General features: G+C 54.5%; 17 protein-coding genes. 8 read left to right on the top strand and 9 right to left on the bottom strand.

The genetic code is table 11. The features are described 5' to 3' along the window. Positions 1-212: 212 nt before the first annotated feature. Entirely contained in the window at positions 213-1,169 is a 957-nt protein-coding gene (locus L1F29_RS04325; RefSeq protein WP_258387150.1) for a 3'-5' exoribonuclease YhaM family protein, read from the bottom strand. A gap of 165 nt (positions 1,170-1,334) precedes the next feature. On the opposite strand from L1F29_RS04325, the gene L1F29_RS04320 reads away from it, so the two are divergent. Next, the gene (locus L1F29_RS04320) at positions 1,335-2,921 is read left to right on the top strand and encodes a phytoene desaturase family protein (RefSeq protein WP_258387149.1); all 1,587 of its coding nucleotides are present in this window, start codon (positions 1,335-1,337) and stop codon (positions 2,919-2,921) included. Between the two features lie 201 nt (positions 2,922-3,122). Here L1F29_RS04320 and L1F29_RS04315 read toward each other — a convergent pair whose 3' ends face one another. The 3 genes from L1F29_RS04315 to L1F29_RS04305 form a co-directional block, all read right to left on the bottom strand. Then, entirely contained in the window at positions 3,123-3,881 is a 759-nt protein-coding gene (locus L1F29_RS04315) for a glycerophosphodiester phosphodiesterase (RefSeq protein WP_258387148.1), read from the bottom strand. A gap of 475 nt (positions 3,882-4,356) precedes the next feature. After that, positions 4,357-4,671 carry a DUF6506 family protein gene (locus L1F29_RS04310; RefSeq protein ID WP_258387147.1) on the bottom strand — a complete coding sequence of 105 codons (315 nt, stop codon included), beginning with the start codon at positions 4,669-4,671 and terminating at the stop codon, positions 4,357-4,359. Positions 4,672-5,087: 416 nt separating this feature from the next. Continuing rightward, a complete protein-coding gene (locus L1F29_RS04305) occupies positions 5,088-8,231 on the bottom strand; it encodes a GxGYxYP domain-containing protein (protein WP_258387146.1) in 3,144 nt (1,047 codons plus the stop codon). 342 nt (positions 8,232-8,573) lie between these two features. Between L1F29_RS04305 and L1F29_RS04300 the strand changes: the two genes are divergently transcribed. The 5 genes from L1F29_RS04300 (at position 8,574) to uraA (ending at position 13,846) form a co-directional block, all read left to right on the top strand. After that, positions 8,574-9,428, top strand: a complete 855-nt coding sequence (locus L1F29_RS04300; RefSeq protein ID WP_258387145.1) for an SDR family oxidoreductase — start codon at positions 8,574-8,576, stop codon at positions 9,426-9,428. Between the two features lie 54 nt (positions 9,429-9,482). Next, positions 9,483-10,268 carry a helix-turn-helix domain-containing protein gene (locus tag L1F29_RS04295; RefSeq protein ID WP_258387144.1) on the top strand — a complete coding sequence of 262 codons (786 nt, stop codon included), beginning with the start codon at positions 9,483-9,485 and terminating at the stop codon, positions 10,266-10,268. A gap of 150 nt (positions 10,269-10,418) precedes the next feature. Then, positions 10,419-11,411 (top strand): Gfo/Idh/MocA family protein, encoded by a 993-nt coding sequence (locus L1F29_RS04290; protein ID WP_258387143.1) that lies wholly within the window; start codon positions 10,419-10,421, stop codon positions 11,409-11,411. Then, positions 11,408-12,238 carry a sugar phosphate isomerase/epimerase family protein gene (locus L1F29_RS04285; RefSeq protein ID WP_258387142.1) on the top strand — a complete coding sequence of 277 codons (831 nt, stop codon included), beginning with the start codon at positions 11,408-11,410 and terminating at the stop codon, positions 12,236-12,238. The genes L1F29_RS04290 and L1F29_RS04285 overlap by 4 nt, the downstream gene beginning before the upstream one ends. A 303-nt stretch (positions 12,239-12,541) precedes the next feature. After that, positions 12,542-13,846, top strand: a complete 1,305-nt coding sequence (gene uraA, locus L1F29_RS04280) for a uracil permease (protein WP_258387141.1) — start codon at positions 12,542-12,544, stop codon at positions 13,844-13,846. Positions 13,847-13,908: 62 nt separating this feature from the next. Here uraA and mutT read toward each other — a convergent pair whose 3' ends face one another. Both mutT and L1F29_RS04270 read right to left on the bottom strand, forming a co-directional pair. Beyond that, the gene (mutT, locus tag L1F29_RS04275) at positions 13,909-14,307 is read right to left on the bottom strand and encodes an 8-oxo-dGTP diphosphatase MutT (RefSeq protein ID WP_309252378.1); all 399 of its coding nucleotides are present in this window, start codon (positions 14,305-14,307) and stop codon (positions 13,909-13,911) included. A 30-nt stretch (positions 14,308-14,337) separates the two neighbouring features. Continuing rightward, the gene (locus L1F29_RS04270) at positions 14,338-14,886 is read right to left on the bottom strand and encodes a GNAT family N-acetyltransferase (protein ID WP_258387139.1); all 549 of its coding nucleotides are present in this window, start codon (positions 14,884-14,886) and stop codon (positions 14,338-14,340) included. Positions 14,887-15,225: 339 nt separating this feature from the next. Between L1F29_RS04270 and katA the strand changes: the two genes are divergently transcribed. Next, a complete protein-coding gene (katA, locus tag L1F29_RS04265) occupies positions 15,226-16,671 on the top strand; it encodes a catalase KatA (RefSeq protein ID WP_258389604.1) in 1,446 nt (481 codons plus the stop codon). Positions 16,672-16,822: 151 nt separating this feature from the next. On the opposite strand, the gene L1F29_RS04260 is transcribed toward katA, so the two are convergent. From L1F29_RS04260 to L1F29_RS04250, 3 genes are all read right to left on the bottom strand, one after another. Then, positions 16,823-18,406: an extracellular solute-binding protein gene (locus L1F29_RS04260; RefSeq protein WP_258387138.1), complete on the bottom strand. Its 1,584-nt coding sequence runs from the start codon at positions 18,404-18,406 to the stop codon at positions 16,823-16,825. Between the two features lie 75 nt (positions 18,407-18,481). Beyond that, entirely contained in the window at positions 18,482-19,360 is an 879-nt protein-coding gene (locus tag L1F29_RS04255) for a carbohydrate ABC transporter permease (protein ID WP_258387137.1), read from the bottom strand. A gap of 21 nt (positions 19,361-19,381) precedes the next feature. Then, positions 19,382-20,347 carry an ABC transporter permease gene (locus tag L1F29_RS04250; protein ID WP_258387136.1) on the bottom strand — a complete coding sequence of 322 codons (966 nt, stop codon included), beginning with the start codon at positions 20,345-20,347 and terminating at the stop codon, positions 19,382-19,384. A 191-nt stretch (positions 20,348-20,538) separates the two neighbouring features. On the opposite strand from L1F29_RS04250, the gene L1F29_RS04245 reads away from it, so the two are divergent. Beyond that, a complete protein-coding gene (locus L1F29_RS04245) occupies positions 20,539-22,788 on the top strand; it encodes a helix-turn-helix domain-containing protein (RefSeq protein ID WP_258387135.1) in 2,250 nt (749 codons plus the stop codon). Positions 22,789-22,818: the final 30 nt, after the last annotated feature.

Raw genomic sequence — 22,818 nt, 5'->3', positions numbered from 1 at the left:
GGCCTTCGCAAGGTAAAAAGCTGAGGCGACTTGAAGCAAGCATAGAGATGAGCGGTCCGGACGAACAAAAAACCAGCCTCAACTCCTAGCATGATTGGAGTTGAGGCTGGTTTAAATAAATATATGGAGAACGCGTTGGCTTGTATTTCCGGCTGCACCAGGCAGAATAGGCAAGGCCATCACCTTAAACCGGCACATTCAGGCAAAGAGGCTCACTCTTTGAACCGGTAAATCGCCTTATTTTCCAGACCGCGAATCATCGGCGTCCACGGCTCGCTCTCGGGCGTCGTGTCGAGCGCGTCTTCGACCATCTGCAGCTTCGCGTCCATGGCATCGATATGATGCAGGGCAACCGCTTCCGCCATCTGAGGCTGGACAGGGCTCCCCCACTCGCCCAGATTATGATGAGACAGCACCAAATGCTGCAGCGCGATGATTTTCTCCGATTGCAAATCGTAGTCGCATCTGATCGCCGCTTCCGTAATCCAATTGGAGACCATCGAAATATGCCCGATCAGCTTCCCTTGGACGCTGTAGTCCGACACAATGCCAAGCTGTGCGATCATTTCCTCCGGCTTCGCGATATCATGCAGAATGATGCCCGCTTTAATATAGTCCGGGTTTAAAAAAGGGCGCTGCTTGCAAATAAACTCCCCGATCTCCAGCATTCGCACAATATGATAGGCCAAGCCGGCATAATAGGCATGATGATGCGTCTTGGCGGCCGGATAATGCATCAGCTTCTCCTCTACCTTCGCCACGCAGAACGAAACGACCGTACGAATCTCGTCATCGATAATACTATGTATAGCTTGCTTGATCATATGAATAAGGTCAACCGGCCGGATTGGAGCGGAACGGATAAAATCCGTTAACGCCACGCCATCCTCTGGAGTCGCTTTCCGAATTCGATAAATCTTCACCTGCAGCTTCTCGCGATAAGTCTGCACAATGCCTTGCACTTTGACAAGTCCCATGGGAAAGAAGGTCTCTTTGTCCGTCGGCGTCGCGTCCCAGTACTTGGCCGGCATCTGCCCGCTGGCATCGCACAGCACGATATCGAAGTAGTCTTTGGGGGGCGTGCCGTTGGTCTGCTTTACTTCCAGCTCTTTCAACAAATAATAGCCCGTGAATTCATCGTTGGCCGTCAATTGCTTCATCAACGTCATATTATGTTCCTCCTACGCAAGGCTAGAGCTATTATACCTTGAATGGGGGCGCAGCGGCGCAATTGATTTCATATTTACCGCCGAGCGCTCGACAGGAAACGCTAACCCTCTCACTTGGCCTCGGTTAGAATAGGAATGCGGTTTATTACAAGGAGGGGACAGCGCTTGAAAACCTATGATGTCATTATGATTGGCGGCGGCCACAATGCATTGATTGCGGCCGCTTATTTGACGCGCGCTGGCCGCAGCGTTCTCGTGCTGGAGAAGAACGACCGCCCCGGGGGCTTCCTGCGTACGGAGGAACTGACGCTGCCGGGCTTCAAGCACGATGTGTATGCTGCCGCTCATCCCCTGCTGCTGAACGGGGCAGCCTATGCCGATCTTGGGGAGGCTTTGGAAGCGCGAGGGCTGCGCTACTTAAATACCGAGCTTCCGACCGGAGTTTCGATGGAGGACGGGCAAACGGCCGTATTCGCCCGCACGCCTGAGGAGCTTGCCGCAGAGGCGGAACGACTTGCTCCCGGCGACGGAGAAACGCTGCTCCGCATGTTCGAAGACTTTAATCCGTATGCCGGCGATGTATTCTCTCTCTTTAATTTAGACCTCTCTTCCCAGGAAGGCTCCGCCATTATTCAGAAGCTGATGCATGACAATGGAAGGCCCGGCTATTCGCCGTTCGCCGCATCCTTCCTGTCTACTGCCCGCAATGTGGTCAGCCCCTTCAGGTCACCGGTCATGCGGGCCATGCTGGGATCATGGGTGACCCATCTTGGCCGTACGCCCGATGAAATCGGAAGCGGCATCTGGGTTCCGCTTACGGCAATGGCACTAATGGGCGGCGGCATGCCTATTCCGGAGGGCGGGAGCGAGAAGCTTGCGCAAGCGCTCGCGCGGCTGGTTCAGGATCAGGGAGGGATTATCCGAACGCAAACGCAGGCCCGGCGCATCCTGTTGAAAAATAAACGCGCCGTTGGCGTGCGAACAGCTGACGGCGAGGTGTATGAAGCAAGGCAAGCTATCGTCGCCTCCACAGGACCGGATCAGCTGTACCTCTCCTTGCTCGCGGAAACGGAGGTTAGCCCTCCGCTGGTCGCTCAAGCCAAACGATACCGCTATGGGCGGGGCTGCGTACAAATCCATCTCGCGCTCAGCGAGCCGCCGCGCTGGCCGGATGCGCGCTTCCATAAGATCGGTCAGCCTCATCTGACCGATGGGCTGGACGGCTTCACGCAGGGGATCGCGCAGGCGATGTCGGATTTGCTTCCGGCGAAGCCGACGTTTACCGTAGACTGCTCCACCAACCATGACCCCTCGCGGGCGCCTGCCGGCAAAGCCATCATGCGCATTCAAGTGCTCGAAGTTCCTTGCCGCCCTCGCGGCGATGCCGCGGGCCAGATCGATGTCGGCGATGGCAGCTGGACTCCCGCACTTACCGAACGCTTCACCGAGCGCGTTCTTGCCATTGTAAGCAAGCATATTCCGAACATACCAAGCGCGGTAATCGGCCATGCGGTTGTAACGCCGGACACAATAGCCCGGTTCAATCCGAATTCGGGGCCTGGCGACCCTTACGGCGGCTCGCATGATTTGGCGCAAAGCTATCTGCTCCGCCCCCTCCCGGCACAGCCCGGCCACCAGACGGAAGTGCCCAACCTGTTCATGCTTGGCGCGGCCACCTGGCCCGGACACGGGATTAGCGGCGGCTCCGGTTATATCGTCGCCCAGAAGCTGCTCGGGCAGCATGGGAACTAGGAACAGCGGCCATAGACCAAATAATCCGTATCAACGCGGCGATCTGAATCGCACTGCAGCGGAGCTTAGGCGATCTGAACCCCACTGCAGCGGAGCTAATAGAACAGATAGGCAAAAAAAGCCCCAAGAACCACGTCCTTCGTGGAGCTTGAGGCTTTATTTTTATCGCGAATATCGAATCATGCAGCGGTCCTAACTAGCTTAAGAGCGGGCAGCCGACTGCTGTTCCAACAGTTGACGAAGCTTGCCGGGATAATCGGTAATAATGCCGCTGACGCCCATATCGATCATGCGCGCCATATCAGCTTCGCCATTGATCGTCCAAGGGAATACCGCCACGCCTTGCGCTACGGCAGCCTTGACCGCTTCGGCTTCAAGCTTGCCGAAATGCGGGTGAAGCGAATAGGCGTTAACGCCGGCCGCTTTGGGAAGCAGCGCGTAATCCTTTAAGCTGAGATCGTACAGCAAACCGACCCGAAGGGAAGGCTCGATCTGATTCAACGTCCGGAGACAATTCCAATGAAACGAAGAAACGAAGATGCTTGCGGTTCTGTTCAGACGGCGCAGCAGCTCTACTAGTTTCTCCTCGATGCCTTGTCCGATGCCGCCCTTGATTTCCACATTAATGTGAATGTGTTCGGGCGTCATCGCGATAACTTCCTCCAAGGTCGGGATACGCTCCCCCGCATAGGAAGGATGGAACCATGCACCCGCGTCGTATTGCTTCATCTCTTCGACCGTCAGCTCGCTCACGGCCCCTTGACCCGTTGTCGTCCGATCCACGGAATAATCGTGGATGACGACGATCTGCCCGTCTTTGGACAGATGGACATCCAGTTCGAAAGCGTCGCAGCCTTGCTCAAGTGCCAGTTGAAAAGCAGCCAGCGTATTCTCAGGCGCTTCGCCTGCTGCGCCCCGATGGGCGATAACGAGTGGCAGATCCTTACTCAATGAACACACGCTCCTTAGTGGACAACGGCAGGAAAACACGAAAAAACCTTGACCGCGACAAGCGCAGTCTCTCGGAGAAATAGCAGCGCATACGGGGCAAGGTTTTCTTGGAAGGCGATGCCTGACCGTCCGTATATAAATTCGGTTTTAGTATACGAGAGCCTCCCAGGGCTGTCAAACCCTTTCATCCTATTAACGGACTCCGGCAGAAAAGGCGTCAAATCAGGTGTCCGCTCGATCTCCATTCCTGGTCCGTTACCCCCGTGTAGGGACTATATTCGCCTCCAAGTACGCTGTCGAACAACTCTACCGGCAATGTCCGTAGGGGACCGCTGAGCGCCAATAGAACCGGGCAGCAGCACCCCGGTTCTCTGTACTGGTTATTTGGGCTGCTGCTGCCCCTTTGGTAAGTCCGATCTACACTACTGCTCCGCGAAACTGACTCTCGTGTCGCTCGCGTCAGGCTCAAAGGCGCCTTCTTCTCTTATTCAGACCCTGCCGACGTAAACCGGGCTAATGCGGAGGCGAACTCTAGGCCATAGCTTACCGATCCGATAGGGACCCGGCCGCCTGTCGCTTCCATGATCCTGGAGGTCCAAACGGGACCGAACACGCCGCAAAGCTCGATCGGCTGCGCACCGTCATTGACGAGCTCTACGGCAATCTGCAGCGCACGGGATGGCTCCGGCACGACAACGATCGTCGTCTGTAATCCTCCCCGCTCGATCACGGCCCGGTCTGCCATAGGATCCTCCGTGCCTGTTCCCATATAAATAAACGCCCATTTCCTTAACTTCATGCAAGTTCACTCCCCTATTATTCTTCTAGTAAGCGGCATTCATCTCTTAGTCTGATATGACTGCCAATCGCCCCTCCAGCCAGTGCAAGATCAGTGCCATATTTTCCGGCGATATTTCGCTTCGGATTCGTTGATCCAGTTCGATGTTTGGTTCTCCCGGAGCTTGGAATGGTCGGCTTGGCTTCCAATATCGCTTGCTTGCTCGCATCGTATACGCAGCTGTTACTTTCAGCCCAATTTTTCACAGCCCCTGTTAATCCCAAAAACGACCTTACAGCCGAGCGTCACCCACTTGCGATGGCTGTAACGCCGTTTTTGGCCGTTACAGCGGCACGGCGCCCCCGTTTCCGCGCAAAGCAAAGAGCCCGATCTCCTCGATCGAGCTCTTCCCTCCACCACTGACCCGCTGCAAAAGTTTAATTCGCCGCAGGGATTCGAACCGATACGTTATCGACATGAACGGCCGAGTTGTCGTCATACCATACCCGGAACTGGTAGGCATGCCCGTTAACGAAATCCGCGTCGATAACAAAATCCTGATAAACGCCGGCCGTCGTAAAGTCCGTCCGCAGAATTGCTTTCTCCCCGGCGACGCGGTTGCCCGTTCCATCGAAAATATCCAGGTTCAGCACGCGATCCGAATTGCCTGTATTGACGTCGATCTTCATCCGGAATACGACTTTATGGCTGCCCGAAGGAAGGTCCGCCACTCCCGGACCATGCAGCATATGCCCGGGACCATGGTCAGCCGTATTGGCGGACCAGCTGTCTCCGTCGGCTGCGCCGGTATTATGGCCGAAATCGCGCTCCGCTTCAAAGACGCGGTAATCGTAGGTATCGGATACCCGAACGGAGATCGTGGCTTCCAGCCCCCCGTAAGCTGCCTTGACAACGGCTTCCCCCTTATCCAGCACCGTTAACAGTCCGCTGCCGCTAACGCTGACGGCATTCCCGCCGCTGACGACCGACCAGTCCGCATTCGCCGTTACATTGACATCCGGCTTCCCGGCTTGGCTTGATTTGCCCCAGAGCTGCAGCTGCTTCTGGCCCGCATCCGTTCCGAATGCCAGCGAATCGACGTAAGCCCCGCTGAATTTAAAATCAACCGCGTTCGTATCCGGAACGACGATCTCCGGCATATCCATCCGGACATGATCCACTTTCACATCGGCCGCATCATTGAAGTAGACGCGGAACTCATACGTGCTTCCCAGCGTGAAATTCACGTCTTCCAGCAGAATATCCTGATAGACATCAGGTACGGCAAAGTCGCTCTTCTTCAATTCCTTGGTACGCAGCACCGTATCGGAGCTCGGGCTATAGATATCCAAGCTGGCGACGGTCGCATCCGGACCCGAAGTATCGCCGACCTTCATCCGGAAGGCGAGGTCATGAACGCCCGTCGGAATATCCGCTACATACGGCCCGTAGAGCATATGCCCAGGAGCATGCTCCGCCGCAATCGCGGACCAGCCGTCGCCATCGAGCCTGCCGGTGTTGTGGCCGAAATCATTCTCCGCTTCATATAGGCGCTGCGCCAGGTTGCTCTCCATAACAACGGTCACGCTGTCGAGCTTCACGTAAGCATTCCCGTCATACCAGACACGGAATTCATACGTATGCCCTTGCGTGAAATCCGCCTCCATCACTAAATTCTGATATACGTTATCCGCCTGGAATTGCGATCTCATAATCGCTTTCTCGGCAATGATCCGGTTATCGGTCGCATCGAAAATATCGAGGTTCAACACCCGGCTGTTATCCGCATCCCGGTCATCGATTAAGGCGCGGAACTTCACTTGATGGCGGCCTGCCCCAAGATCCGCCGCGTTCGGCCCGTACAGCATATGTCCCGGAGCATGCTCGGCAGGATTGGCGGACCAGCCGTCGCCATCGAGCTTGCCGGTGTTATGGCCGAAATCCGTCTCGGCTTGATAGACCTTGTTCGAAACCTCCGGACCCTGCTGAGGCACATTTTCCTTGATTAATCGGACCATCTCGTCCGGCGTAACCACTCTCACATCATCGCCAAGCTGGTCGATGACCGAATTGACGTCATCCATCGATTTGGACCAGGCATGCACTAGGACGAGCGAATACCCGGCTGCACTCTTCGGATTGCGTACGGCGCTATTGATATGATTGACCACGCTTGCGTTATCGCTGCCCGCGTTGCCTGCCCATAACATTTCCCGCGGCGTCACGATCGGCTTGTCGTTCGCCCATTTGATAGCGCCGCCGAGCGCCTTATGATTGCTGTACTCCAAATAAATGACGCCGTCGATATTCGGCTGCGCCGTATACTTGTTCCAGATGTCCATGCGGTCGAACGCATTGAAGTCGATGACCTCCACGAGTCCCAAATCCATTCTGCCCATGGCGGTGTTCAACTGTTGCAAATGCGCATCGAGCTCCGCTTCCGGATATTTGCTCGGATACATATAGCCTCCGCCGGACGGCCCCACCAGGAAACGGTCCTTCTCGGTCGCATCGTCGTAGAAGCGCTTAATGACCGTCGGCGCCAGATCAATCATGCTTGGCGATAAGGCCCATCCCATGTCGAAGGCGCCGCGGTTCTCGTTCCCGAACCACGGCTTCCCCTTCTGGCCCAGATCGTTCAGCATCCATTGGATGTTGTCGCCGTCGGACATCACGAAGGATACATAATGCACATTGTCTTCGACCGTTACCGGATCGGCCTGCTTCTGCTGCAGCCCCTTCAGCGTGAACCCGCTGAGTACGGACAGGTTGAAGGCATGATCCGCCGGCAGCGTGAACACGCCCGCTTCCGAGCTCGGCATTATGAAGCCTTCTTCTCCTCTGGATGCGTCGCCCCAACCGAGCAATACCGAATCGTCGTCCGCATCCTCGAGCACGGCCCGGCGAAAATCGCTGTTGCCGTCATAGAAGGTGAATGCGCCGGTCATCGCCGCATAATCGCGCAGCTTCGGGCCCATGCCGCCTGCCAGCTCTTCCTGCGTCTCGCCCTTCTGTTCGATAAAGATATCATGCTTCAAGCGGTTCCAATAATTCGCTTTAACCCAGGCCTCGTCCCTATCGGAGAGATCCATAACCTGCCGGAAGCCCTTCGCCTTCCGCACGTCCCCCTCCTCCACCAGCACCGCATCCTTCAAATGTGCGAGCGATGAGGCCGCATTGATCGAGCTGTTGCCTTGTTCCCAGAGCAGGTAGCCCTTAATATAAGACTTATACTGCTTCAGCAGCTTCCACGGGTCGTCGACGGTCTTGATCTTTACGCCGTATTGGCTCTCCAAATCTTGAAGCCACTGCCCGTAGTTGCCGGAACCCGGCAGGATGTAGATTTGTTCCGAGGTTTTATTCGCAATGAGCCCTTGCAGAGTGGCGATCATGACGCTTTCGGTCGGCGTCATGTCGCTGAGCTTGATAACATTGAGCTTCTTTGCCCGGTACGCCGCTTTCTCATAATAGGAATCCTTGTCTTTCGAATGAGCATCGGCACGATCATTCGTCAAGCCGGCCATAAGTGAACCAACCAAGCAAATCGATAGAAGCAGCGAAAACAGCTTATTATGGTGCATGATAGTCCTCCTCATCCTCGTGTGGATTTACGTTCAAGGCCGTCGGTCGTTGTTTACGCAAACAAACAGAATGAATGAACCTCCTCCCATTCATGATAGCGGTTACATTTCGTCGCAGAGCCCTAAGCTGCTAACCAATATAAGCATAAACTAAATTATATATATTGTATATGTACGATATATATTTAATTTATTCCGAATGCCGCCAAACGCTTTCATTTGTACACAATTTATTACACATATCCCAGCGGATTGTTCTATATTAGTTATAGAGATTCTTTATGGGCGCTGCTCTTGCATCGCTGTCTTAATCGCATTATTCCGGGGCAAGGAGATGATGGGATGGGACTGTTCGCTGAGGATTTGTTAAAAGGCAAGGTCGTGCTCATTACAGGCGGAGCTACCGGACTCGGACGCGCTATGGGGGAAATGTTCCTGGAACTGGGAGCCAGGCTCGCGATTGCAGGCCGGCGCGAGAAAGTGCTGAGGAAGGCTTCGGAGGAGATGAGCATCGGCGGAAGAGAAGTGTTCTGCAAAAGCTGCGACGTCCGGGAGCCTGCCCAGGTAGAGGCGCTTGTGGATGCGGTGGAGCAGCATTACGGACGGATCGATGTGCTCGTTAACAATGCCGCAGGCAATTTCATCAGCCCCACCGAGCGCCTCTCTCCGCGAGCGGTCGATGCTGTGCTGAATATTGTGCTTCACGGCACCTTCTATATGACGCTGGAAGTCGGCAAGCGCTGGATCGCCCAAGGCAGGGGAGGCACGATGCTGAATATCGTGACCACGTACGCCTCGACAGGCTCGGGTTATGTGGCCCCCTCAGCCGCCGCCAAGGCCGGCGTGCTTGCGCTAACCCGTTCGCTGGCCGTCGAGTGGGCACCGCATGGCATCCGGCAGGTCGCGATTGCACCGGGCCCCTTCCCGACCGAGGGAGCCTGGTCGCGACTGTCGCCTACTCCTGAGCTTACGGAGCTGCTGATTAATCGCGTCCCGCTTAAGCGGGCGGGAAACAAAGAGGAGTTTGCCCATTTGGCCGCCTATTTAATATCCGACTACGCCGGCTATATCAACGGCGAGGTCGTCACCATCGATGGAGGCGAATGGCTTCAGGGCGCCGGTCAGTTCAACGGCCTGCAGAGCGTTACCGGGCAGCAGTGGGATGCGCTCGCCGAAATGAATCGCAAGGGAAAGTAGGACTCTATCAGACATCAGTCCCGAAACTGTTACATCCCTATGGAGGATTATCCGATGAACACTGAATTCCGAATTCGAAGCTTTATAGGTACGGCGGATGTGGATTGGCAGGACCCCGGATTGCACCAGCATCCGACCTTCGAGATCAGCGTCCTGCTGGAAGGGCGCGGCGTATTCGAATGGAGCCAGGGGAAACATCTGTTGGAAGCGGGCCATGTGGTGCTTATTCCTTCCCGTATCCCCCACCTCTTCGAAGGCTTCGGCAGGAATCGCTACGGCGTTATTCATCTGGAAGGAATACCTTCTCAAATTACGGAGCTGCTGAACATGCTCGTAAGCGAGGGGACGCCTACCCTATTCGCCTTATCCCGCTTGGATAAGGAACGGTTCGAGCGGCTGTTCCGCGAATGGCAGCGCATCAAGTCCTCTCAATTAAAGGAACCGACGAGAAACTATATCTCATGGACCGAGGTGATGGTTCTCTTCCTGCTTGAGCATTCGCAGAAGGATCAGCAGTCGCTCACGATCGCCAAGGCGGCGGATTATATACGCGAGAATCTGCACGAAGGCGTCCAAATATCGGGCATGGCCGCGCTTGCCGGCTTCTCGGAGACCGGCTTCCGCCGGCTGTTCGAACAAATCTATCATATGAGCCCCAAGAAATATCAGCAGCAATGCCGGATGACGGAGGCCAAATGGCTCCTCAGCTCATCCGACAAAGAAATGATGGAAATCGCGAGCCAAATCGGATTTACCCGGCTGCACTCCTTCTCGCAATGGTTCAAATCCGCGGAGGGCGTCTCCCCGACCGAATGGCGAAAAATGCAGAAGCGCGGCTAGCCGCCATCTCCTTCTGCCGGCTATGGCGATTTGCGTAAATTATATGTTGATTTCGATAAATACAAGCATCTCCGAATCGATTATTCTACTCCTGAGGTTTGATGATTGGGAAAAGTCCAGTTGAATCGACTTGGGAGGCGAATGTTGATTATGACGGTTAGAGTTGGTTTTATCGGTGTAGGCGGCATGGCGGAGCATCATATTATCACCCTGCAGAGAATCGAGCATGCCCAGATCACAGCGGTCTATGACATCAATCAGGTAAGATCCAAGGAGGTAGCGGAGAAGTACGGCGCCAAGTCTTATGAGAGCAGCGCCGAGCTGATCGATTCCGGGGAAGTGGACGCCTTATTCGTATGCACCCCTCCGTTCGCGCGCTCGGGAGCGGAAGAAGCGGCAGCGGCCCGCAAAGGCATTCACTTGTTAGCGGAGAAACCGGTCGGTTTACATATGGAAGAGGTTCGCAAGCTGGAGCAGATTATACGCGATTCCGGCATTATCCATACATCCGGCTATTGCTTGCGTTACCTGGAAACCGCAGCAAGAGCCAAAGCCTATTTGGCCGATAAGCAGATCGATATGGTTCTGTCCTATCGTCTTGGCGGCATGCCGGGCGTACGCTGGTGGAGAATGATGGAGCAATCCGGAGGCCAGCTGGTCGAGCAGTCGACGCATCAGCTGGATCTGATCCGTTATTTGGCCGGAGAAATCAAAGAGGTTCATGCGATTCACGAGCAGCGGTACATTCACAATATCGATCCCGAGGCAACCGCTTACGACGTAGGCACCGTCTCGTTCGTCATGGAGTCCGGCGCGATCGGCAACATTACGAGCAGCTGCCTGTCCAAATATGTCGGCAAAGGCGGCACGGAATTCTATGGCCATAACTTCTTCCTATCCATTGACGGGAACACGCTGCGGATCGTGGATGACAATCAGGATTTGACGGAAGTGTTGGATGTGGACTTCTATTACGAGCAGGACAAAGCATTCATCGAAGCGATCCGCACCAACCAGCCGGGCTTGCTGCTGGGCGACTTCTCCGATGCCGCGGATACCCTTGCCGTGACGCTTGCAGCGAACGAGTCTGCCGCATCCGGAAAGTCCGTCGCAATAAATAACGTAAAGGAGCGCTCCCTATGATCAAATCCATTAACCAATGGTGCTTTAGAGGCGACACGCCGCTAGAACAGGTCATGGCGATCGCGAGCGACGCCGGCTTCGGCGCGGTAGAGCTGAACCTGTACGAGCCGGGCGGTATCGGCTTGACGATGGATACGACGGCAGCGGAAGCCGAGAAAATCGGCAAGCTGGCCCGCGATAACGGCCTGCAGCTGCGCAGCCTCTCGACCGGATTGCTCTGGCAGAGCCCGCTGTCCTCGGCGGATCCAGCCGTACGCGAGCGGGGCCGCCGCGTCGTTACGAAACAGCTGGAGCTGGCCGAGCTGCTCGGGATGGATACGGTCCTGGTCGTGCCGGGCGCCGTAAATCCGGATACGTCCTATGATCAATGTTACGAGCGCAGCCACCATGAAGTGCAGCTGCTGTCCGACGAAGCCGAGAAGCGCAAGACCCGTATCGGCATCGAGAACGTGTGGAACAAATTTCTGCTGTCCCCGCTGGAGATGGCACGCTATATAGATGACGTCGGCTCGCCTTACGTCGGCGCCTACTTCGATGTGGGCAACGTCCTGCTCTACGGCTATCCGGAGCAATGGATTCGGATCCTGGGCGACCGGATCTTCAAGATCCATGTCAAAGACTTCTTGACGGGCGTCGGCAACGGTCACGGCTTCGTCTCCCTGCTTGCCGGCGATGTCAATTGGAAGGCCGTCCGCGAAGCGCTGCAGGAGATCAATTACACGGATACGGTAACGGCTGAGCTTGGTATCTATGCGGCTAACCCGCATCAGCTGGTCTATGATACGTCACGCCATCTCGATATTATTTTCGGCGGCGAAGCAAGGTAGCCGTCCTTAATAAGGAGCCTCCAATCCCAAGAAGGGTTGGAGGCTTCTTCATGGGGCGTTTTAACGGAAGTCCCCATTACGCTGCGATTATTATGTCCACAACTTCTGTCTGCCTCAAGCTTGCGCAGTCTATTGCTTTCCCCCCGCATCCGCCCGCCTTCATTCGACAGATCACTTCCTTTTGACGATCTGATATCCTGCTCCCGAAAGAAATCACTTGCAAATAAGATCGACTTGTATGTAGAATCAACAAGGATATTGTCAAGAAAGATAACATAACCTTATTTGGAGGAAAGCTAACTCATGAGAACAGAAGTAGGGGTTCATGAACGGCCGCCCATGGGCCAAAGCTTGATGCTGAGCGTTCAGCATCTATTTGCCATGTTTGGCTCCACGGTGCTTGTTCCAAATCTGCTCGGAGTCGATCCGGCGATTTGTCTGTTAATGAACGGCATCGGTACACTGCTCTATCTGTGGATCTGTAAGGGAAAAATCCCCGCTTATCTAGGATCGAGCTTTGCCTTTATCGCGCCGGCCGGCGCGGTCATCGGCAACTATGCATCGGAAGAGGCCGGTTATGCGGCGGCGCTTGGCGGCTTCATCGCTGCCGGTGTGGTATTTACCGTTCTCGCCTGGATCATTCAAGTGGCGGGAACCCGTTGGATTGACGTCGTCTTCCCTCCGGCGGCTATGGGAGCGATCGTAGCCGTCATCGGCTTGGAGCTCGTCCCGACGGCTGCCCGGATGGCGGGCTGGATTGCTCCTGCCGATCCTAAGGAAGCTGCTGCCTGGGCGCCCGACCCAACCATCATTGCGCTCTCGATCATTACGCTGGCCGTAACCATATTCGGCTCCGTTCTGTTCCGCGGCTTCCTGCGTATCATTCCGATACTGTTCGGAATCGTTACGGGATACGTCGTTGCAGTCCTGATGGGGCTTGTTAACTTCGACCCCGTGAGGGAAACAAGCTGGCTCGATGCGCCAACCTTCACCTTCCCAGTCTTCGAATGGGGCGCGATTCTGACGATCGTGCCGGCTTCGCTCGTCGTCATTGCCGAGCATATCGGCCACCTCATCGTGACAGGCAATATCGTCAAGAAGGACTTGTCCAAGGATCCGGGCTTGCACCGCTCCATGCTGGGTAACGGCATATCGACCATACTATCCGGCTTTATCGGCTCTACGCCGAATACGACGTACGGAGAAAACATCGGCGTCCTGGCCATTACCCGCGTATATTCCACCTTCGTTATCGGCGGTGCGGCGGTGATCGCGATTCTGCTGTCGTTTCTCGGCAAGTTCTCCGCGCTTATCGCCAATATTCCAGAAGCTGTAATGGGCGGCGTTTCCCTGATGCTGTTCGGCGTTATTGCCGCGTCCGGCTTCCGGATGCTCGTCGAATCGAAGGTCGATTACGGCAAGCCGACCAACCTGTTCTTAACCTTAATCGTACTTGTCACCGGTCTTAGCGGGGCAAAGGTGTCCATCGGCGACTTCTCGCTATCGGGCATGGCCCTCGCAACCATCGTTGCCATCCTGTTCAGCCTGCTGTTCAAGCTGTTCGATGTGACGAAGCTGAGCAATGATCACGAGGAAACCGGACATTAATCCTTAGAAAAAGAGACGAAAACCACCTTCGGCTGCCTGGCGGCGCCAAAGGTGGTTTTTCATTAGGACGGTGCTGACTCCAGCATCCTGACAAATTTGACATCTGCCGGCGCGAATTCGAAGTCTGCGAGCGATTCCGGTTCGACCCATCGGCACTCGTCATGGTCGATTAATACGATTTCTCCTTTGACATAGGACGCCTTATAAGCGATCAGATGAATATGAACGTTTCCGTACCAATGATCGTTGACGCCGAATAGCGCGTAGGGCTCGATATCGATATTCATCTCTTCCATCAGCTCGCGCCGGAGACAAGCTGGCGCGGACTCCCCGCCCTCAAGCTTGCCGCCGGGAAATTCCCACAGTCCGGCCTGAGACTTGCCTGAACGGCGGCGGGCGATGAGCAGCTCGCCATGTTCATTTTCAATTATCGCCGCGGCTACTTGAATCAATGCTTTCACATCCCGTAGGTTGACGCAAGGTCACCAGTCTTATCCATTCATCTTATCATAGTCCGTTCTAGTCAGCCCGTAATAGACCAGATCCTCGTACTCGTCCCACTTCCGGATCTGCTGCTTGAATGTTCCCTCATGCTGCATGCCGACCTTGATCATTACATTGGAGGATGCCGGATTTCGGGTCATCGCCGCCGCATTTATTTTATTCAGGTTCAGCTCAAGAAATCCATATCGAACGATTTGCTTTGCCGCTTCGGTAGCAAACCCATTCCCCCAGAACGAGCTTCCCACCCAATAGGCCAGCTCGCCTCTCCGATGCGGTTTGGCGATATTCAAGCTGATGCAGCCTATCAACATTTGCCGGTCTTTGCGAACGATTGCAAAGGAATAGCCGTTGCCTTCAGACGCCCGATGGCGGCAGGCACCGATCCATGACTCGGCGGCTCCTTCCGGGTAAGGATGCGGAATCGACAAGGTTGTATCCGCCACTTCCCTCTCTCCCGCCAGCTCCCGTACTGCGCTTGCATCCGTCAGCATCCATGGCCTCAGAATCAATCTTTCGGTTTCAAACGTCGGCTGCATAGACGTACCCCTCCCCTTATTCATTTATTGAAGTTATAGTCTGTTGTGTATGTATTTCAAGGGGGTCACGCTCATATCCTCTCTTATGGTGAAATGTTTATATACAACCCCCCGTCGGCTTCCTTCCTTTCACCCTGCTGCGCAACGCTTTTTCAATGTATTAAATCACAGCTCGGATAACTCTCATTCGTTATGATGGAGCGAAAGACATGCGAATGCGGAGCCTTTCTTCATCGAATCTTAATTATAATTATTCTAATTTACTATTGATTTTACTTTAATACCTATACTAGAATGGGGTATAACAAAATCTTCATATACGGGGTGATTCGATTGACGATAAATAAGAACAATCTGACGACAAACTGGGGCGCTCCCGTCGGGGACAATCAGAACTCGATGACAGCCGGCTCACGGGGTCCGGTATTGATTCAAGATGTGCATCTGCTCGAGAAGCTCGCCCACTTCAACCGGGAACGCGTGCCCGAGCGCGTCGTTCATGCCAAGGGCGCCGGGGCGCACGGTTATTTTGAAGTGACAAGCGACGTCACAGCTTATACCAAAGCGAACTTCCTGTCCGAGGTCGGCAAACGCACGCCGGTGTTCATCCGCTTCTCCACCGTGGCCGGCGAGAGCGGCTCGGCCGATTCCGTACGCGATCCGCGCGGGTTCGCGGTGAAATTTTATACCGAAGAAGGCAACTATGATTTGGTGGGCAACAATACGCCGGTATTCTTCATTCGCGATGCGATCAAATTTCCGGACTTTATCCATACCCAGAAGCGCCACCCGCAAACCCATTTAAAAAATCCGAACGCCGTATGGGATTTCTGGTCCTTATCGCCGGAGTCGCTGCATCAGGTGACCATCTTGATGTCGGACCGCGGCATTCCCGCCACTTACCGCCACATGCACGGCTTCGGCAGCCACACCTTCAAATGGGTGAATGCGGAAGGGCAGGGCGTCTGGATCAAATATCATTTTAAAACCGAGCAGGGCATCCGGAACTTAACCGAAGAGGTTGGACGGCAACTCGCCGGCGAGAACCCGGATCATCATACCGAGGACCTGTTCCATGCGATTAACAACGGCGACTTCCCTGCCTGGAAGTTGTATGTGCAGATCATGCCGCTTGAAGACGCCGACACGTACCGGTTCGATCCGTTCGACGTGACCAAAGTGTGGTCCCAGAAGGATTACCCGCTGATCGAGGTGGGCCGCATGGTGCTCGACCGGAATCCGGAGAACTACTTCGCCGAAGTGGAGCAAGCGACGTTCTCGCCGGGCACGCTCGTTCCGGGCATTGACGTATCGCCTGACAAAATGCTGCAAGGACGCCTCTTCGCCTACCACGACGCCCATCGTTACCGCGTCGGCGCCAACCATCAGTCGCTGCCGATCAACCGGCCGCGCAATGAAGTGAATAACTATCAGCGCGACGGCCAAATGCGGTTCGACCACAACGGCGGCAGCTCCGTCTATTACGAGCCGAACAGCTATGGCGGACCGGAGGAATCGGCCGAGAACAAACCGTCCGCTTACCCGGTATCCGGCTCGGCCGACAGCACCGCCTACGACCATAACGATCATTATACGCAGGCCGGCGACTTGTACCGGCTGCTCGGCGAGGAAGAGCGCACGCGTCTCGTTCAGAACATCGTCGGGTCCATGATGCCCGTCGAGAATGACGATATCAAGCTCCGCCAGATCGGACACTTCTACAAAGCCGACCCCGAGTATGGCAGACGCGTTGCAGAAGGACTTGGACTTTCTCAATTTGTATAATAAATTGACATGCGCAAGAAGCCTTAGACCGTTTGACGGTCTAAGGCTTCTGTGTTTTCGTTTAGAGGGTCGTGTCAGACAAGCGCTCGCTTGCTATACATCGACAACCTCAGTCATTCAATGAAGCTTGGCATTCCAAACTATAAGCCGTTTATTTCCACTCGCCCTGCAGATTATTGTCCTGGATGGCCTTGTTCACTTCGTCGATGACTTCCTGTCCGCCCTTGGCGAGCCATTCCTCGACCATCTTGTCCCAATCGTCGATCGGGCGCTGACCAACCACCATCTTGGTGGTCTCGTCCGTAATGTACTTGTTCAGCTCGGTCTTCTTCTCCATGTATTTCGGGGCAATAATACGGTTCGACGGATCGATATACCACTTCACGCTCTTCAGCATATCGGCCATCCGTTTGTTGAACTCCTTGCCCTCCGGCGCGGGATCGCTCTTCCCGAATTCGTCGAGATCGGCGTCGTTCTGCGCCCAGCCTTCATTCAATATATAGGCATTCGGCGCCAGCTTCGAACGGTTCTCCGCAATCGGCTGCGGCAGGCCGTCGACCATCTTGTAGCCTTTGCCGTCGCCGCCCCACATCCAGTCGTAATACTCGTTCTGCGGGTTCTTCTCTTCGAGCGGCACGTATTGGCGGAAATAATCGATCATCTCGAGAATCTTCTTCACTTTCTCCGGCTCATCCTTCAGCTTGGAGGAGACCAGGTACATGCGGTACCAGCTCGTCCCCATTCTTAAGCCCTCGCTGCCGTCGGACGTCTTGAACGGAGGAACCGGAACGACAACCGCCTTCGGATCGTTCGCCATCAGCGTAGGGAAATAGATCCCGTTCGGGGAGCCGATGCCCGGTTGTTCGTACCAGATCCCGACCTTGCCCGCGTTGAACGCCTTGAACACGTCTTTATAAGTCGTGACCGCCCAATCCTTGCTGATCGCCCCCTCCTTGCTCAGGTCGATCAGAAATTGGATTTTCTCTTTGTTCGCCGCCGAGATGTTGCCCGGGATGTATTGGCCCTTGTCGTTCTTGTGATACCAGGTACCGTTGCCGTAATAAGCGCCGGCCGCCGGATCGTAATAGATGCCCTTCGCGAGACCGAGACCCAGCGTATCGTCCTTCTTGTTGCCGTCCGGATCTTCCTTCGCAAAGGCGATGGCGACTTTCTTCAATTCCTCGTAATTCGTCGGCATCTCCAGGCCAAGCTTGTCGAGCCAGTCCTGACGGATCACCATCTTCTTGCCGCCCTTGGCGGAGAAATAGGCCGGTATGCCGTACACCTGATCGTCGATCTTGAGCGAATCCCAGACGAAGTCAGGCACGGTCTTCAGCGTCTCATACTGCTGCAAGAACTCGTTCAAAGGCAGAAACGCGCCTTCTTTGGCCCATTTCATATAATTGGAGTTCACTTCTTCCATGCCGATGACGTCGGGCAGATCGCCGGATGCCATCTTGACGGCCAGCTTCTCTTCGTACGTGTCCCATGGAATAAACTGCGATTTGAAATCGACGTTGAACTTCTCATTGATCTTCGTGACGGCCTCGCCCTCGGGAGCCGGAACCGGATTCTCCCATGTGCCGTCGAACCAGGTAATCGTCATTTTGTCCGCTTTGCCTTCGGCGCCGCCTTCTTCCTTCTTCCCGGAAGAGGAATCTCCGCCGCTCGAACAGCCCACGATTCCGGCCGCCATGGATACGGATAGCAAGATGGATAACAATTGCTTCTTCACATTGCAGTCCTCCCTTTTAAAAATACAAGTTATTTTCTTCTTAATGACCGCCTTCTATGATACTGTGCCATTCGCTCACTCTTTGACCGAGCCCAGCATCACCCCTTTCGCAAAATGCTTTTGCAGAAACGGGTATACGATCAGAATCGGTATCGTGGCGACGAGCACCGCGGCCATGCCGATCGTTTCCGCCGGGGGCGGGTTCTGGCCAAGCGCCATCTGGGCGCCGTCGGACAGCGAGCTTGCCTGTTCCAAAATAACGATCTGCCGCAGCACGACCTGAACGGTCCACTTCGCGGGATCCGAAATGTAAATAAGCGCATTGAAGTACGTGTTCCAGTTCGATACGGCATAGAACAACCCGAAGGCGGCCATGGCCGGTTTGGACAGCGGCAGAATGATCCGCCCGAAGATTTGCAGATCATTCGCTCCGTCGATCAGCGAGGCTTCCGTCAGATCCTTCGGAATGCCCAGGAAGAACTGGCGCATCACGATCAGGTTGAAGGAGTTGATCGCCCCCGGGATGATAAGCGCCCAGTACGTATCGAGCAGCTGCGTCGCCTTGACGACCATATATGTCGGAATAATGCCTGCCCCGAATACGAAGGTGAACAGCACCATGAACAGAAACAGGCGCTCGCCCATGATTTTACGGGTCAAGGAATAAGCCATCATCGTGGTCAGCAGCAAGCTGATCACCGTCCCGACGACGGTAACGAATACCGTGACCCATATCGAGCGAAGGAACGTATCCGTGTTGAAAATGTAAGCGTATGCATCAAAGACCCACTTTTTCGGGAAGAGAAGCAGATCCTTCGTTACGAATTCATCGTAAGACGTAAAGGACACGATGACAATGTAATAGAATGGAAACAGCATGGCCAGCGTAATGACGGTAAGCAGCAGCATGTTGGCAGCATTGGCGATCCGGTCGTAGTTCGTATATATTTTCATTCTTCGCATCCCCTCCTCGCGTTAAAAAACCCCATCTTCGCCAAAACGTTTGGCCAAACGGTTCGCAGCCACGATCAGAATGAGCCCGACAAGCGACTTGAACAACCCGACGGCCGTTGCGAAGCTGAAATCGGATTGCTCGATCCCTTTGAAGTAGACGTACGTATCGAGCACGTTGCCCACGTCCATATTAAGCGGATTGAGCATCAGGAAGATCTGTTCGAAGCCGACATCCAGCACGCTGCCAAGACGCAGGATCAGCAGGATCACGATCGTGCTGCGAATGGCCGGCAGCGTAATATGCCATATCTGGCGCCACCGGTTGGCGCCGTCGACCACCGCCGCTTCATATAGGCTGGGATTAACCCCCGCCAATGCCGCAAGGAATATAATCGTGCCCCATCCCGATTCCTTCCAGATCGTCTCGATCACGATCAGCGGCATAAACCACGAGGAATCCTGTAGAAACGGAATCGCCTCCGTGCCGAAGACGGCGCCGAGCAGCTGGTTTACGATGCCGTCCGATTTCAGGAACGTCGTGACGATCCCGATAACGACCACCCATGACAAGAAGTGCGGCAAATATACGATCGACTGCACGATATACTTGAACCGCTTGTTGCGGACTTCATTCAGCATAAGCGCGAGGATAATCGACACGGGGAAGGCAAACACGATTTGCAGAAAGGATAGATACAGCGTATTCCAAATGACGCGCAGCACTTCCCGGTCTTCGAATATTTTGGCGAAGTGCTTGAAGCCGACCCAGTCGCTCTTCCAGAACCCTCTGAAGGCGCTGAAGTCCTGAAAGGCGATAATATTGCCCGCCATCGGCAGGTAACGGTAAATAAGGAAATAAAGTAGGCCCGGAAGCAGAAGAAGAAATAAATAGCGTTCCTTCCATAATCGCGATCCAAGCTTCTTGAGCTTCGGTTGGCGCCCGGGGCGCAGGCCGGCCCGCCGGCCGGCGTCAGCATGTAGGTTCATGGAATCATCTCCCTTGAGGACGTAAGAGTCTTTGCTTTACGGCGGCATCCGTATAGCGTTATATTATAAGAGAGCGCTTTCTTCGGAAATAAACGGTTTTACGGAAACTTCACGTTTTTGCGGATTTGTCGCAGTTTTGCGCAGGTTTCGATAAAATGATCAGCTTTAAATGAATTGGAGGACTACTGTAGATGAAGCATCTGTTGAAGAGGAAGATCAGCAACCAGAAGTTGATGCTTCGGCTATTCATGAACTTCATGATCATCATCGTGCTGTTCGTTTCGTTCAGCATGATTTCGTTATTTATGTTCAAGGACAGCATGCAAGAAGAGATTTTGAAGTACAACGATGCCAACTTGCATGTGACGACGCGCAGCTTCGAACAGTATTTTCAGACGCTGACCAGCGTCCTCGTCGATCTGCAGTTGAATAACGGAGCCTTCAAAGACTTTACCCAGTCCTCCCGCCTCGACTACATTTCGGCGGCCAAGCTCATCGATGTGCTATATAACACGACCACCAATCCGCAGTTATACCTGAACGACTTGTTCGTCTATAACGCGAAGCTGCCCTTCGTACTGGATAAGGTGCGCGGCAGCGAACCGGCGGCCATGTTCGGCGAGCATCATGTGAATTCGAGGTATACGAACCAGTTCTGGACCGGAGAGATGGCGAAGCCCTTCGTCGGCAAGCTGTATGCGATGGCGGGCTTTACGCAGCGCCCGTCGATCGCGCCCATGACGGAAAGCGGAGACGTCTTCCCGTTCATGGTCAAGAACAAACTGAATCCGAACTACTTTATCCTTGCCTTTATCGACGGGCACAAGCTGATCGGCAATCTGCACCAGTCCATCAATAATAACTTGTATATACTGGACGAGCGGGGCCAGCCGCTCTTTGCGTATGATTCGAAAGGCACCTCGTCTCTTCCCGAGCTGGACCCCGATAACGATTGGGTCAAGAGCGGCGACCATTATTATTTCTATAAGAAAGGCGCGGCTACCGGGCTGACCTACGTCAATGTCGTGCCGGATTCCAACGTCTCGCGGTCAATCGAACGACTGAACGTTCTCCTGGTCGCGCTGCTCGTGATCGCGTCGGCCATCGGCATCCTTGCATCCGTCTACTTCAGCGTGCGATACAGCAATCCCGTGCGCAAAATCGTGGAGTCCATCAGACAGACGAAGAACATGCTTTCTCCGGAAGGAAGAGTGAACGAATTCGAACTGATTCAGCAAAATATCGGCCACATGATTCAAGTGAACCGCGACGTCCTGCAGGATCTGGAGGAGAAGAATAGCCTGCTGCGCTATTATTCGTTCATGAATAAACTGAAGCGGATTCGGGATAACATGTCTCATGCAAGCGATAGCGATCATTCCGACCGGCCTTACCGCTTCGTGCTTGTGGATTTGAATTTCCGTCAGGAGTACCGCGAGGAGCTTCAGAAGGATGCCAGTTATTATATTCGCGAATACATTCACCAGGCGATCCGCCATACGAAGCTGGAGACGCTGACGTTCCAGATCGAAGGCGACCAGATCCTATCCGTCGTGTATGGAGACGAGTCCGATGAGCAAGTGTTTGAAGCGTTGAAAATTATTAGCAGCGTGTTGGCCGAGGACCGGACGTACTGCTTCTTCACGTTAGCCGTCAGCTCGTTGTATACGCGCTCCGACATGATGAAGGAGGCTTACGACGAGGTACAGCGTCTGACCGATCACCGGCCGTTCGATGACGAGACGAGAATCATCGGCCCGGGAGAGCAACCGGAAATCCCGTTTCTGCCGTACGGATCGATCGAACAGGAAATCCATGTCAACCTGCAGGAAGGCAATGACGCTCATGTGATCGAGTCGCTGCGGAAATTGACCGTGCAGATGGCGCAGCGGTACAGCAAGGCGAACTTCCACCAATTCGCCCGCGAAGTGACGGGGAAGGTATTCCGCAAGCTGCATGCGCTGCAGCTCGACACGGTATGCGTCTGCGGATTGCCCGAAGTCATCCGTCACATTCATACCGTGGAGGAGCTGAACGAATACTTCGAGACGCTGCTCAGCGAAGCGGGGCGGTTAATTCGCTTGAAGAAGGAAGAGCATGATCCGATCGTGCATTTCGTGGCGGCCTATATGGAGGAGCATTATAAAGAGGAGATCTCTCTGGACCTGATGGCCGGCAAGATCAACATTACGGGAGGTTATTTATCGACGTATTTCAAGGAGAAGACGGGCATCAACTTCGTCGATTACGTCAATGAATTCCGGATCAAGAAAGCGATGGACATGCTGCTCGATTCGGAGACGCGAATTCACGATATCGCGCTGCTGGCCGGCTACCAGTCGCTCAGCTCCTTCAACCGCGCCTTCAAGAAGTTCTCGGGCGTCACGCCGAGCGAATATCGCCGCAATAACCTTCAACCGAACGCGTCGGATTCGGCTTGATGCGGTCAGGAAATGAAGGAAGCCCACCTA

The organism is Paenibacillus spongiae (genome assembly GCF_024734895.1).
GTDB classification, from domain to species: domain Bacteria; phylum Bacillota; class Bacilli; order Paenibacillales; family Paenibacillaceae; genus Paenibacillus_Z; species Paenibacillus_Z spongiae.
Note: the sequence above shows the minus strand (reverse complement) of the source record. Positions and strands in the feature narration are given on the sequence as shown.

Excerpts from the sequence above, each read along its gene's own strand:
- L1F29_RS04325 (WP_258387150.1), bottom strand. The coding sequence starts at position 1,169 with ATGACGTTGATGAAGCAATTGACGGCCAACGATGAATTCACGGGCTAT.
- L1F29_RS04310 (WP_258387147.1), bottom strand. The coding sequence starts at position 4,671 with ATGAAGTTAAGGAAATGGGCGTTTATTTATATGGGAACAGGCACGGAG.
- L1F29_RS04305 (WP_258387146.1), bottom strand. The coding sequence starts at position 8,231 with ATGCACCATAATAAGCTGTTTTCGCTGCTTCTATCGATTTGCTTGGTT.
- L1F29_RS04300 (WP_258387145.1), top strand. The coding sequence starts at position 8,574 with ATGGGACTGTTCGCTGAGGATTTGTTAAAAGGCAAGGTCGTGCTCATT.
- L1F29_RS04295 (WP_258387144.1), top strand. The coding sequence starts at position 9,483 with ATGAACACTGAATTCCGAATTCGAAGCTTTATAGGTACGGCGGATGTG.
- L1F29_RS04290 (WP_258387143.1), top strand. The coding sequence starts at position 10,419 with ATGACGGTTAGAGTTGGTTTTATCGGTGTAGGCGGCATGGCGGAGCAT.
- L1F29_RS04285 (WP_258387142.1), top strand. The coding sequence starts at position 11,408 with ATGATCAAATCCATTAACCAATGGTGCTTTAGAGGCGACACGCCGCTA.
- uraA (WP_258387141.1), top strand. The coding sequence starts at position 12,542 with ATGAGAACAGAAGTAGGGGTTCATGAACGGCCGCCCATGGGCCAAAGC.
- L1F29_RS04270 (WP_258387139.1), bottom strand. The coding sequence starts at position 14,886 with ATGCAGCCGACGTTTGAAACCGAAAGATTGATTCTGAGGCCATGGATG.
- L1F29_RS04255 (WP_258387137.1), bottom strand. The coding sequence starts at position 19,360 with ATGAAAATATATACGAACTACGACCGGATCGCCAATGCTGCCAACATG.
- L1F29_RS04250 (WP_258387136.1), bottom strand. The coding sequence starts at position 20,347 with ATGAACCTACATGCTGACGCCGGCCGGCGGGCCGGCCTGCGCCCCGGG.
- L1F29_RS04245 (WP_258387135.1), top strand. The coding sequence starts at position 20,539 with ATGAAGCATCTGTTGAAGAGGAAGATCAGCAACCAGAAGTTGATGCTT.